Annotated in this window: 11 protein-coding genes and 1 riboswitch; of the genes, 10 read left to right on the forward strand and 1 reads right to left on the reverse strand. The window is 70.2% G+C overall.

The window, feature by feature from the left end; all coding sequences use genetic code 11:
* Positions 1–53: 53 nt before the first annotated feature.
* Positions 54–1,157: a GNAT family N-acetyltransferase gene (locus ACFY2X_RS05790; RefSeq protein ID WP_389932825.1), complete on the reverse strand. Its 1,104-nt coding sequence runs from the start codon at positions 1,155–1,157 to the stop codon at positions 54–56.
* Positions 1,158–1,298: 141 nt separating this feature from the next.
* Between ACFY2X_RS05790 and ACFY2X_RS05795 the strand changes: the two genes are divergently transcribed.
* From ACFY2X_RS05795 to ACFY2X_RS05840, 10 genes are all read left to right on the forward strand, one after another.
* Positions 1,299–2,168 carry a tRNA (adenine-N1)-methyltransferase gene (locus tag ACFY2X_RS05795; RefSeq protein ID WP_389932827.1) on the forward strand — a complete coding sequence of 290 codons (870 nt, stop codon included), beginning with the start codon at positions 1,299–1,301 and terminating at the stop codon, positions 2,166–2,168.
* Positions 2,169–2,373: 205 nt separating this feature from the next.
* Positions 2,374–4,137 (forward strand): proteasome ATPase, encoded by a 1,764-nt coding sequence (arc, locus tag ACFY2X_RS05800; protein ID WP_389932830.1) that lies wholly within the window; start codon positions 2,374–2,376, stop codon positions 4,135–4,137.
* A gap of 170 nt (positions 4,138–4,307) precedes the next feature.
* Positions 4,308–5,453: an acyltransferase family protein gene (locus tag ACFY2X_RS05805; RefSeq protein WP_389932833.1), complete on the forward strand. Its 1,146-nt coding sequence runs from the start codon at positions 4,308–4,310 to the stop codon at positions 5,451–5,453.
* Between the two features lie 86 nt (positions 5,454–5,539).
* Entirely contained in the window at positions 5,540–7,057 is a 1,518-nt protein-coding gene (dop, locus tag ACFY2X_RS05810; RefSeq protein ID WP_389932836.1) for a depupylase/deamidase Dop, read from the forward strand.
* 149 nt (positions 7,058–7,206) lie between these two features.
* Positions 7,207–7,299, forward strand: a riboswitch (adenosylcobalamin (AdoCbl) riboswitch).
* A 43-nt stretch (positions 7,300–7,342) separates the two neighbouring features.
* Entirely contained in the window at positions 7,343–7,537 is a 195-nt protein-coding gene (locus ACFY2X_RS05815) for a CbtB domain-containing protein (protein ID WP_389932839.1), read from the forward strand.
* Positions 7,538–7,544: 7 nt separating this feature from the next.
* The gene (locus ACFY2X_RS05820) at positions 7,545–8,291 is read left to right on the forward strand and encodes a CbtA family protein (protein ID WP_389932842.1); all 747 of its coding nucleotides are present in this window, start codon (positions 7,545–7,547) and stop codon (positions 8,289–8,291) included.
* Positions 8,291–8,851: a histidine phosphatase family protein gene (locus tag ACFY2X_RS05825; RefSeq protein ID WP_389932845.1), complete on the forward strand. Its 561-nt coding sequence runs from the start codon at positions 8,291–8,293 to the stop codon at positions 8,849–8,851. Before ACFY2X_RS05820 ends, ACFY2X_RS05825 begins: the two co-directional genes overlap by 1 nt.
* Complete coding sequence (locus tag ACFY2X_RS05830) at positions 8,848–11,025, forward strand: putative cobaltochelatase (protein ID WP_389932848.1); 2,178 nt, start codon at positions 8,848–8,850, stop codon at positions 11,023–11,025. The genes ACFY2X_RS05825 and ACFY2X_RS05830 overlap by 4 nt, the downstream gene beginning before the upstream one ends.
* A 19-nt stretch (positions 11,026–11,044) precedes the next feature.
* Positions 11,045–11,647, forward strand: coding sequence for a cob(I)yrinic acid a,c-diamide adenosyltransferase (gene cobO, locus ACFY2X_RS05835; protein WP_389932851.1), 603 nt, complete (start codon positions 11,045–11,047; stop codon positions 11,645–11,647).
* On the forward strand, positions 11,641–12,984 hold the full coding sequence (locus ACFY2X_RS05840) for a cobyrinate a,c-diamide synthase (protein WP_389932853.1): 1,344 nt from the start codon (positions 11,641–11,643) through the stop codon (positions 12,982–12,984). The genes cobO and ACFY2X_RS05840 overlap by 7 nt, the downstream gene beginning before the upstream one ends.
* Positions 12,985–12,991 lie beyond the last annotated feature (7 nt).

Consider the following 12,991-nt stretch of genomic DNA (forward strand, 5'->3'; position numbering starts at 1 on the left):
GGACACGGAGCCGGGCGGGAACGCCTCCCGGCGCGGCCGGCGCCCGGGGCCGCCTACCCTCTCGGGCGCAGGCGGTACCACTGCAGGTCGTCCAGGCGCGTGCCGTCCGGGCCCGGCAGCAGCCCGTGCAGCAGTGCCTCCTGGGTGAAGCCCGCGCGCTCCAGCACCCGGTGGGAGGCGAGGTTGTCCGGGGAGGTGCCCGCGATGATCCGGGCCAGGGGAGTGTGCTCGAAGGCCCACTCCGCGAGCAGGTTCGCCGCCCGGGTGGCGAAGCCCCTGCCCCGGAACTCCGGCAGCATGCTGTAGCCCATCATGGCCTGGCCCAGCGGCGGGATGATCGAGGTGAGCTGGATGTGGCCGGCGAAGGCGCCGGTCCCGGCGTCGCGGATGGCCGCCTCGGCCCGCTCGCCCGCCAGCCAGCGCATGCCCGCCTCCTGGCAGAATTCCTCGGTCTCCGTCGGATCGGGAGCCTGCGGGGGAACGCTGTGCTCCACGACCTCGGGCAGGCTCTGCAGCGCGTGGTAGTCGTCGGCGTCCGTCACGGTCAACGGCGTCAGCCGTACCGTTCCGTCGGACAGCGCGCCGCCGGGGAAACCGGGCAGGAACGGCCGCACGCGGTCACCGGAGTCGTCGCACAGCCTGGCGAAGGACACCAGATCGCGGCGGGTTCCGTCGCGCTGGGGCTCGGCCGAGCGCAGCAGGCCCTCGCGCTGGAAGCCGGCGGCCAGCGCGACCCGCTGGCTGGCCAGGTTCTCCACGTCGGCCAGCAACTCCATGCGTCCCACCCCGTGAGCGAAGGCCCACTCGGTCAGAGCCCTGGTGGCGGCCGTGGCGACGCCGCGGCCCCGCGCCCATGGGGCGATCATGTAGCCGACCTCGCCGTTGCCGCGCGAGTCGAGCGGCTTGAGCCCGGCGTTGCCCAGCCACTCGCCCGTTCCGGCGTCCGCCACGGCGAACGAGGCACCCCCGGAGTCCCACAGCTGCTCGGCGACCTTCAGGTAGGAGGTCGCGTCCTCCCGGGTGTACGGCACCGGCACGCTCGGGATGAAGCGGATGATCTCCGGGTCGGCGCAGGCGCGGGCCATCGGCCCGAGGTCGGCGTCGACGAACGCGCGCAGGACGACCGGGCCCGCGGGAATCACATCTCGGGGAAACATCCTCCAGTGCTACCAGGTACGCAGAACGAGGGCGAATCCTTTTCGACCTTCCCGGGGCGGGGATGCGGGCCATGCCCGTGAGGCCCTGCGGGGCCGGTGGATTGGAACGGGCGGCAGCCGTACGCAGATAACCTTGCGGGCATGGGTTTTCGCAGGCATGGGCCGTTTCAGGCCGGGGATCAGGTTCAGCTCACCGATCCGAAGAACAAGCGCCACACGGTGACGCTGAAGGAAGACGGGGTCTTCCACACGCACAAGGGGGCCATCCCGCACAGCGACCTGATCGGCCAGCCTGAGGGCTCGGTGGTGCGCTCGTCCGGCGGCACCCAATATCTCGCGTTCAGGCATCTGCTCCAGGACTACACGCTGTCCATGCCGCGCGGCGCGGCGGTCATCTACCCGAAGGACTCGGCGCAGATCGTCGCCATGGCCGACATCTTCCCCGGCGCGCGCGTCGTCGAGGCCGGTGTCGGTTCCGGCGCGCTCACCTGCTTCCTGCTGCGGGCGGTGGGTCCGGAGGGCCGTGTCACCTCCTACGAGCGGCGCCAGGACTTCGCCGAGGTCGCCACCAAGAACGTGGAAAAGTTCTACGGTGGCCCCATGGACCAGTGGCGTCTGGTCGTCGGCGACTTCGTGGACGCGCTCGACGAAAGCGATGTCGACCGGGTCATCCTGGACATGCTCGCCCCGTGGGAATGCGTCGACGCCGCATCCAAGGCGCTCACGCCGGGTGGTGTGATCTGCTGTTATGTGGCCACCACGACACAGTTGTCCCGCACGGTCGAGACTCTGCGCGAACATGGGAGTTTCACCGAGCCTCATGCGTGGGAGACCCTGGTTCGCGACTGGCATGTCGAGGGGCTGGCCGTACGGCCCGACCACCGGATGGTCGGCCACACCGGCTTTCTCGTCACCGCCCGTCGCATGGCGGACGGGGTGACGCCACCACCTCGTCGCAGGCGTCCGGCAAAGGGGGCATATGGCGAAGAGTCCACGTCTTCCACCGCATGATGACGATTCGGCCACGACAGTGCGCCGGGGCGTGACACGGGAACATAGTGTCGTGTTCTTATGCTTCCAGGATTAAACGCACCATAAGGGATTATTCATCGCGTACTTAATGTAGCCATACGAACACTGCTCGGCCAGGTAAGGGACAGCCCCCAGATGGGTAGGGTTTTGAGTAGTCGGTCTCGACTGGGAAGGAGGTGACGCCGTGGCAGCTCGCGACGACGCTGAGGCTCGAGCCGCGCAGCGCGAACGGGAGGTCGCTGACCTCACAACACAGGTCTCCTTCCTGCAGGAGGAGCTCACCGCGCTACGTCGGAAGTTGACGGAGTCTCCCCGGCAGGCCAGGGTCCTCGAAGAGCGTCTCCATGAACTACAGGCGAATCTCGCGGCCGTCACCGGTCAGAACGAGCGTCTGGTGGCCACCCTCAAGGAGGCCAGAGACCAGATCGTCGCCCTCAAGGAGGAAGTCGACCGGTTGGCGCAGCCGCCATCCGGGTTCGGCGTGTTCCTTGAGGCCAGAGAAGACGGCACGGTGGAGGTTTTCACCGGCGGCCGCAAGCTCCGAGTGAACGTCAGTCCAGCAGTGGAGATCGACTCGTTGAAGCGTGGCCAGGAGGTCATGCTTAATGAAGCGCTCAATGTGGTCGAGGCCCTCGGGTTCGAGGAAATCGGCGAGATCGTGATGCTCAAGGAGCTCCTCGAAGACGGCGAGCGTGCGCTGGTGATCTCGCATGCCGACGAGGAGCGGGTGGTGAAGCTTGCCGAGTCGTTGCGCGGCCAGCCGATCCGGGCGGGCGACTCGTTACTGCTGGAGCCACGCTCGGGTTACGTCTACGAGCGCATTCCCAAGTCTGAAGTCGAAGAGCTTGTCCTGGAAGAGGTGCCCGACATCTCCTACGAGGAGATCGGCGGGCTCGCGCGGCAGATTGAGCAGATCCGGGACGCGATCGAGCTTCCCTACCTGCACGCCGACCTCTTCCGCGAGCACAAGCTGCGTCCCCCGAAGGGTGTGCTGCTGTACGGCCCGCCCGGTTGCGGCAAGACCCTGATCGCCAAGGCCGTCGCCAACTCCCTGGCCAAGCAGGTCGCGGAGAAGACCGGCCAGTCCGGCAAGAGTTTCTTCCTCAACATCAAGGGGCCGGAGCTTCTCAACAAATACGTCGGTGAGACCGAGCGGCACATCCGCCTGGTCTTCCAGCGGGCTCGTGAGAAGGCCTCGGAGGGCACCCCGGTGATCGTGTTCTTCGACGAGATGGACTCGATCTTCCGGACCCGAGGCTCGGGCGTCTCCTCCGACGTCGAGAACACGATCGTTCCCCAGCTCCTGTCCGAGATCGACGGCGTCGAGGGCCTGGAGAACGTGATCGTGATCGGCGCCTCCAACCGCGAGGACATGATCGACCCGGCGATCCTGCGGCCCGGCCGCCTGGACGTCAAGATCAAGATCGAGCGGCCCGACGCCGAGGCGGCCAGGGACATCTTCTCGAAGTACCTCATCGAAGACCTTCCGCTCCACCCCGACGACCTCACCGAGCACGGCGGAAGCCGCGAGGGGACCATCTCGGGCATGATCCAGCGGGTGGTCGAGCGGATGTACACCGAGAGCGAGGAGAACCGCTTCCTCGAGGTGACCTACGCCAACGGCGACAAGGAGGTCCTGTACTTCAAGGACTTCAACTCCGGCGCCATGATCCAGAACATCGTGGACCGCAGCAAGAAGATGGCGATCAAGCAGTTCCTCGAGTCCGGGCAGAAGGGCCTGCGGATCCAGCATCTGCTGGCGGCCTGCGTGGACGAGTTCTCCGAGAACGAGGACCTGCCCAACACCACCAACCCCGACGACTGGGCCCGCATCTCCGGCAAGAAGGGCGAGCGGATCGTCTACATCCGCACCCTCGTGACGGGCAAGCAGGGCACGGAAGCCGGCCGGTCCATCGACACGGTGCCAAACACCGGTCAATACCTCTAACGGCACGTACGCCGGCGGCGCGGTTCCCTGGGCGGGGGCCGCGCCGCCGGCGTTCTCCGTCCCGGACCGGGTTTCCCGTCTGCCGCACAAGTATGGTTTCGTCACGTGGAACCCAACTGATCGAAACGCCGTCCAAGTGGCGTGCGTGAACATTTCGGCCCGGTCGTCAGGTGACCGGCGCGGGGTCTCGCGAAGCGGCTCGGGGGAGCGGCCGCCTCGCCGAACTCGACCTTCTCCGTTTCGTCGCCGCCATGGCGGTGCTCGCCTTCCACTACTTCATCGCCTTCGCCTCGGTGTGGGGGGATCGCCCGGCCGATCTGTTCCCCGCGATCGCCACGCCGTCCGGGCTCGGCATCCTGGGCGTCGAGCTGTTCTTCATGATCAGCGGCTTCGTCATCCTGATGAGCATCTGGGGGCGGGGCTTGGGGGCGTTCGCCCTGTCCCGGCTGGTGCGGCTCTTCCCCGCCTACTGGGTCAGCGTCGGCGTCACCGCGGCGGTCTACGGCCTGACCGCGGCCACGGCCCTGGATCCCAAGCTCAGCCCCGGGGAGTACGGGGTCAATCTCACGATGCTGCAGCGGGCCTTCGGCGTCTACGACGCCAACGGCGTCTACTGGTCGCTCTGGGTCGAGCTCCGCTTCTACCTGCTGATCTCGGTCCTGGTGATCGTCGGGGTGACGCTCAACCGCTGTCTGGTCTTCATGGGCGTCTGGCTGCTGGCCGCCGGGTTCTTCGCGGGCAGCGACGACAAGTGGGTCGAGCTGCTGGTGATGCCCAAGTACGCGGCGTACTTCGTCGGTGGCATGGCCTTCTTCCTGATGACCAAGCACGGGCCCAAGCTGGTCCTGTGGTGCCTGGCCGGGATCAGCGCGGGCCTGGCGGTCAACTCGGCGCTCGACCGGGTCGCCGGGCGGATCGAGAAGGTCGGCTACGCCGCGATGCCCGTGCCCGAGTGGGCCGTCGCCGCCACGGTGATCGGCTTCTACGTGCTCATGGCGATGGTGGCGCTCGGCTGGCTGGGCTGGATGCGCTGGCGCGGCCTGGTCGTCCTGGGCGCGCTCACCTACCCGCTCTATCTCTTCCACACCACGGCCGCCGTCGTCATCATTCCCGCCCTGCGGGACTCGCTGCCGCCCTGGCTGACCGCCGTGGTCACCATCCTGGCCGCGATGATTTTCTCCTATGGGGTTTACCGGTTCATCGAACGGCCGGTTCAGGATTTCGTCAAGGTCAGGCGACGTCGGAAGGCCGCACCCCCGCCCCCGGCGCCCTCCGGGACGTCCTTCGCGGCGGGCGAAAAGGCTTCGTTGCCATAACTGTCTGGTCACCGGGCATAGTGAAGGGTCTAGGGTCGGGGATATATACGGCGGAGAAGACAGTCCCGGATGAACAGAGGGTGCGCATGACGGTACGGCGGGTGATGGGCATCGAGACCGAATACGGTATCTCCGTGCCCGGACAGCCGGGGGCCAACGCGATGGTGACCTCCTCGCAAGTCGTCAACGCCTACCTGGCCGCGTCGGCGGCCAGGGCTCGGCGGGCGCGGTGGGACTTCGAAGAGGAGAACCCCCTGCGTGACGCACGGGGCTTCGACCTGTCCAGGGAGATGGCCGATCAGAGCCAGCTCACGGACGAGGATCTGGGCCTGGCCAACGTGATCCTTACCAACGGTGCTCGGCTGTATGTGGATCACGCCCATCCCGAATACTCCACTCCCGAGTGCACCAACCCGCGGGCCGCGGTGATCTGGGACAAGGCGGGGGAGCGGGTCATGCACGACGCCGCGGTCCGCGCCTCGGCGGTCCCGTCCAACGCCCCGATCCAGCTCTACAAGAACAACACCGACAACAAGGGCGCCTCCTACGGCTGTCACGAGAACTACCTGATGAGGCGGGCCACGCCGTTCGCCGACATCGTCAGATACCTGACGCCGTTCTTCGTCTCCCGGCAGGTGGTCACCGGCGCGGGAAAGGTCGGCATCGGCCAGGACTCGCGCGGCGAGGGCTTCCAGATCAGCCAGCGAGCCGACTTCTTCGAGGTCGAGGTGGGCCTGGAGACCACGCTCAAGCGGCCGATCATCAACACTCGCGACGAGCCCCACGCCGACCCGGAGAAATACCGTCGCCTGCACGTCATCATCGGCGACGCCAACATGTCGGAGATCTCCACCTACCTGAAGCTGGGCTCCACCGCGCTGATCCTCGCCATGATCGAGGACGGCTACTTCACCCGTGATCTCGCCGTGGACAATCCCGTCCAGGCGCTGCGCGCGGTCTCCCACGACCCGACGCTCAGATACGAGATCCCGATGCGCGACGGCCGCAAGCTCACGGCCGTCCAGCTCCAGATGGAGTATCTGGAGCTGGCCCGCAAGTACGCCGAGGAGCGCAGCGGCAACGGCGTGGACGAGCTCACCAAGGACGTCCTGGACCGCTGGGAGTCGGTTCTCACCCGGCTGGCCGAGGACCCGATGCAGCTCTCCCGGGAGCTCGACTGGGTGGCCAAGCTGGAGCTGCTGGAGGGCTACCGCTCCCGTGACGGCCTCGCCTGGTCCCACCCGCGCCTGCAGCTCGTGGATCTGCAGTACTCCGACATCCGTCCCGACCGCGGCCTGTACAACCGGCTGGTCGCCCGGGGCCGGATGCAGCGCCTGGTCACCGAGGAGGAGGTGCAGCGGGCCATCGAGGCCCCGCCCAGCGACACGCGCGCCTACTTCCGCGGCCGTTGCCTGAGCCAGTTCAGCGAATCGGTCGCGGCCGCCTCCTGGGACTCGGTCATCTTCGACATCCCCGGCCGCGAGTCCCTGCAGCGCGTCCCGACCCTGGAGCCGTTGCGCGGCACCAGGGCCCATGTGGGCGAGCTGTTCGACCGCTGCCGCACGGCGTCGGATCTGGTGGCCGCCCTCACCGGCGAGCAGTGACCGCCCGCTCGCGGAGTGGCGGCCCGGGCCGGGCCGCCACTCCGCGAGTTATTTCCGGATAAAAGGCGCAAATGGTGCATTTCGGCAGTCTATTGTTGGTTGTCTGGATTGACGAGGGATAAGCAGCCGGGGTACGTTCCGGGTGTTTTGTGGCGGTGCGAGGGAAGTCCGGTGAGATTCCGGTGCGGTCGCGCCACTGTAACCGGCCCCAAAAGCCGGAAGCCAGGTCACTCGACCGCCACCGGCCTTACGAAAAGGGACGCGTAAATCCCGAAGGAGGTGGCTGTGAGCCAGATCTCGGCTCCGCAGACCCAGTCCATCCCGTGGACTTCTCTCACCCGCTGGCTGATCGCCGTACCGGTGCTCCTGCTCGTCGCCTACCTGGTCGCCTTCGACCAGGGCGCGATCTCGCAGACCGGGAACTACCTGCACGAACTCATGCACGACGGGCGTCACCTGCTCGGCGTCCCGTGCCACTGAGCCGCACGTGATCGTCAAACTCCTCGTCCGGGGCATGCTCGTCGGGCTGATCGCCGGGCTGCTCGCGGCCGCCTTCGCCTACACCGTGGGCGAGCCGCGCATCGACCAGGCCATCGCGCTGGAGGAGGCGGCCGCGGCCGCCTCCCCAGCCGGATCCCACTCCCACGAGGCGGCCGAGCCCGCCGAGCACTCCCACGACGACGGCGAGGAACTGGTCAGCAGGAACGGCCAGCGGTTCGGGCTCTTCCTCGCCCTCGCCCTGTACGGCCTGGCCGTCGGCGGCCTGTTCGCCCTCGCGTACGCGGCCGTGCGCGGCCGGGTCGGGCCCGCGTCGGAACCGGCGCTCGCGATCACTCTCGCGGCCGCCGCGTTCACCGCGATCGTTCTCGTCCCCTTCGTCAAATATCCCGCCAACCCGCCCGCCGTCGGTGACCCCGAGACGATCGACCAGCGCACCGTGCTCTACCTGGTCGCCGTGGCCATCGGGATCCTCGCCGTCGCCGCGGGCACGGCCACCTACCGTTACGTCTCCCAGAGCGAGCCATGGCTGCGCTGGCTGGCCGCGGGCGCCGCGGTGCTGGTGCCGGTGGCGGCGGCCTGGATCCTCCTGCCGAAGATCAACGAGGTGCCCAAGGGCTTCCCCGCGGACCTTCTGTGGGACTTCCGGATCGCCTCCATAGGCACGCAGGCGGTGTTCTGGCTCGGCGTCGGCGCGCTGTTCGCCTTCGCCGCGCGCAAACGCAGCCCGGTGTGATGCTCCCCTCGGGGGTCACCCGCCTGCTGCTGGTCTGTCACGCCTCGACGCCGGCGACGGCGCGGGCCGTGTTCCCGGGCGACGAACCGCTCGACGAACCCGGCCTGCGCCGGGCCGCCGCCCTGGCCCCGCAGTTCGGCCCCGGCTCGGCGGCCTGCGCCGCCGAGCTGCGCTGTGTCCAGACGGCCGAGGCCCTCGGCCTGCGGGCCGACCCCGACCCGCTGCTCGCCGACTGCGACTACGGGCGCTGGAGGGGCAGGACGCTCGGCGAGGTCGAGGCGGCCGAGCCCGAAGGCCTCGCCGCCTGGCTCACCGACCCCGCCGCCGCACCCCACGGGGGAGAGTCGATCACCGATCTCCTCGGCCGGGTGTCCGGCTGGCTGTCCCGCCGGGCTCCCGGCAGGCTCGTCGCGGTCACCCATCCCCCGGTCATCCGCGCCGCGGTCGTCCACGCGCTCGGCGCGCCCGCCCAGGCGTTCTGGCGTGTCGACGTCGCGCCGCTGGCCCGCGTCGCGCTCACCGGCCGGGACGGGCGCTGGCGGTTGAGCTACCCCGCATGACGACATTCAAGGAGATCCCGAAGGTGCGTGACCCGCGTTATCCCTTCACCGCGATCGTGGGATCGGAGGACCTGAAGCTCGCGCTCCTCCTCAACGCCGTGTCCCCCCGCGTCGGCGGAGTGCTGGTCCGGGGGGAGAAGGGCACCGCGAAGTCCACGATCGTGCGGGCACTGGCGGCGCTCCTGCCACCCGTCGAGGTGGTGCACGGTTGCCGTTTCTCCTGTGACCCCGCCGCGCCGGACCCCGAATGCCCCGACGGGCCGCACGAGGTGCCTGCGGCGGACGCGCCGCCGGGGGCTTCCCGGGCCGGTGCCGTACGGCCCGCGCGCCTGGTCGAGCTGCCGGTCGGCGCCTCCGAGGACCGTCTGGCCGGCTCGCTCGACCTCGAACGGGCGCTCACCGAGGGGGTGAAGGCCTTCGAGCCCGGCCTCCTGGCGGGAGCTCACCGGGGCGTTCTCTACGTGGACGAGGTCAACCTGCTCCACGATCACCTGGTCGACCTGCTGCTGGACGCCGCCGCCCTCGGCACCTGCTACGTCGAGCGCGAAGGGGTGTCGGTACGGCACGCCGCCCGGTTCCTGCTGGTGGGAACCATGAACCCGGAGGAGGGGGAGCTGCGGCCGCAGCTCCTGGACCGGTTCGGGCTGACGGTGGAGGTGCGGGCCTCGAGGGAGCCGTCCCAGCGGGCGGAGGTGGTACGGCGACGCCTGGCGTTCGAGGCCGATCCCGCCGGGTTCGCGGCCCGGTGGTCCGGTCAGGAGCAGGCCTTGGCGGTGCGTGTCGCCGAGGCCCGGGACCGGGTGGCGGGCGTGGTCCTGCCGGACTCCGCGCTGCGGCAGATCGCCACGGTCTGCGCGGCCTTCGAGGTGGACGGGCTCCGGGCCGACATCGTCACCGCGAACGCCGCGATCGCCCACGCCGCCTGGCAGGGACGCACCACCGTCACCGCCGACGACGTCAGGGAGGCGGCCAGGCTCGCTCTTCCGCACCGCCGCCGCCGCGACCCCTTCGACGCCCCCGGCCTGGACGAGGCCAAGCTGGAGGATCTCCTCAACCAGATTCCCGACGACCCGGAGGACCCGGACGACCCCGGTGACGATCCGGGCCCCGGCGCAGGGGGCCCCGGCGACGGCCCTGACGGCGGTCCTGGCGAGGATTCCGACGACGGCGGCGCTCCCAGGGGGGACGATCCTCCCGGGGACGGCTCCGGCGGCGAGGACCGCGTCCCCTCACCGCCCGGCACCCCGGCCACGGACGGCACCCCGGCCACGGACACCTCGCACGCCGCCCCCGAGCCCGGAACGGCGAGCCCACCGCCCTCCGCACCCTCCGCCGAGCCGGCACCGCAAGCCGGGACCACCCCGCGCGAGCAGACCTTCGACGCGGATCCAGTGCGACGGACCAGGCTGTTCACGGTGCCCGGTATCGGCGCGGGAGCCCCCGGACGGCGATCAAGGGCGAGGACCCCGCTGGGGAGGACCACCGGTGCCCGCGTCCCCGACGGCCGCCCCGCCTCCCTCCACCTGGCGGCGACCGTCGGGGCGGCCGCGCCGTACCAGCTCCAGCGCGGCAGGAGCGGTCCCGGCCTGCTCCTGCGGCGCGAGGACCTCAGGGAGAAGGTCCGCGAGGGCCGAGAGGGGAACCTGGTGCTGTTCGTCGTGGACGCGAGCGGCTCCATGGCCGCCCGGCAGCGCATGCGCGCCGTCAAGTCGGCCGTGCTGGGCCTGCTGCTCGACGCCTACCAGCGCCGGGACAAGGTCGGGCTGATCACCTTCCGGGGCACCCGTGCGGACCTCGTCCTGCCGCCCACCTCCTCCGTCGAGGCCGGCGCGACCCGTCTGCGCGAGCTGCCCACCGGCGGTCGTACCCCTCTGGCCGCGGGGTTGCTGCGGGCCGCCGAGGTGCTGCGGGTCGAACGCCTGCGCGACCCGGCCAGGCGTCCGCTGCTGGTCCTGGTCACCGACGGGCGGTCCACCTGCGGCACCGTCGAGGAGTCCCACCGCGCCGCGGGGCTGCTGGCGGGGGTGGCGAGCGTGGTGGTGGACTGCGAGGGCGGGTATGTCCGCCTGGGACTGGCCCGATCCCTGGCGCAGCGGATGGGCGCCGAGACCGTGCGTCTCGACGACCTCACCGATCTTGCGGGGATGATCCGTGAGCGGCGGAGCGCCGCGTGACAGCGAAAGGTGAATGACGATGCCCCAGGGCAAACCGGTCAGCGTGCCCGAGGACGGTCTGACCACCCGGCAGCGCCGTACCCGGCCGTTGCTGATCGTCCATACGGGCCCCGGCAAGGGCAAGTCCACCGCGGCCTTCGGCCTGGCCCTGCGCGCCTGGAACCAGGGCTGGCCGATCGGGGTCTTCCAGTTCGTCAAGTCCGCCAAGTGGCGCATCGGAGAGGAGCGCGCCCTGCGGGTGCTCGGCGACTCCGGCGAGGGCGGGCCGGTCTCCTGGCACAAGATGGGGGAGGGCTGGTCCTGGATCCAGCGGCCCGGCAGCGAGGAGGATCATGCCGCCGACGCCCGTGAGGGCTGGGAGCAGATCAAACGCGACCTCGCCGCCGAGACGTTCCGCCTGTACGTGCTCGACGAGTTCACCTATCCCATGAAGTGGGGCTGGATCGACGTCGACGACGTGGTCGACACGCTGCGCGGGCGCCCGGGCAGCCAGCACGTCGTCGTCACCGGCCGCGACGCCGATCCCCGCCTGCTCGACGCCGCCGACCTGGTGACCGAGATGGGCAAGATCAAGCACCCCATGGACGCCGGGCAGAAAGGCCAGAAGGGCATCGAATGGTAGCCCGCCTGGTGGTCGCGGCCCCGTCCTCCGGGGCCGGGAAGACGACCGTGGCGACCGGCCTGATGGCCGCGCTGACCCGCCGGGGCATGGCGGTCTCGCCGCACAAGGTGGGGCCCGACTACATCGACCCCGGCTACCACGCCATGGCCACCGGCCGCCCCGGCCGCAACCTCGACCCGTGGCTGGTGGGGGAGGAACTGGTCGCCCCCCTGTTCTCGCACGGTGCGGCCGGGGCCGATCTCGCGGTGGTCGAGGGGGTGATGGGCCTCTACGACGGGGCAGGCGCGGGAGAGTTCGCCTCCACCGCACACGTCGCCAGGCTGCTGGACGCCCCGGTGGTCCTGGTCGTGGACGCGGCGAAGCAGAGCAGATCCGTCGCCGCGCTCGTGCACGGGTTCGCCTCCTACGACACGCGGCTCAGGCTCGGCGGGGTGATCCTCAACCGGATCGGCTCGGCACGGCACGAGGACATCTGCCGTGAGGCCCTCGCTGAGAGCGGTGTCCCGGTGCTCGGTGCGATCCGCCGCAGCGACGCCGTCGCCACCCCCTCCCGCCACCTCGGGCTCGTCCCCGCCGCCGAACGCCGGACCCAGGCCACCCAGGCCATGGACGCCGTCGCCGCGCTGATCGCCGGCTCCTGCGACCTGGACGGGCTGGTACGGCTCGCACGCACGGCCCCGCCGCTGCCCGCGACGCCGTGGACCCCGGACCAGGCCGTTCCCGCTGTGCCTACCACGCCCGCCGTGCCCGCCGGGACGAGGATCGCGGTCGCGGGCGGCCAGGCCTTCACCTTCGGCTACGCCGAGCAGGCCGAGCTCCTGACGGCGGCCGGAGCCGAGGTCGTCACCTTCGACCCCCTCACCGACGAGGCCCTGCCCGAGGGAGTGCGGGGAATCGTCATCGGCGGAGGCTTCCCCGAGGTCTACGCGGCCGAGCTGTCCGCCAACGAACCGCTGCGCAAGGAGGTCGCCGCCTTCGGCGGGCCGATCTCGGCCGAGTGCGCGGGCCTGCTCTATCTCGCCAGGGAACTGGACGGCCGGCCGATGTGCGGGATCCTGGACGTCAAGGCGGAGATGACCGGCACGCTCACTCTCGGCTACCGGGACGCGGTGGCCGTCCGGGATTCGATGCTGACCAGGAACGGCGAGCGGTATCGCGGCCACGAGTTTCACCGCACCGCCGTCGAGTCCGCGCCGGACCGCCCGCTGTTCCGCTGGAGGGGCGGCGCCGACGGGTTCGCCGACGACCGGGTGGTCGCCTCCTACCTGCACCTGCACTGGGCCGGCAGCCCCCATCTGGCCACCCGGTTCGTGGAGGCGTGCCACCGGCGGCCATGACGGCGCC

Source organism: Streptosporangium sp. NPDC000396 (assembly GCF_042898655.1).
Taxonomy (GTDB): Bacteria; Actinomycetota; Actinomycetes; order Streptosporangiales; family Streptosporangiaceae; genus Streptosporangium.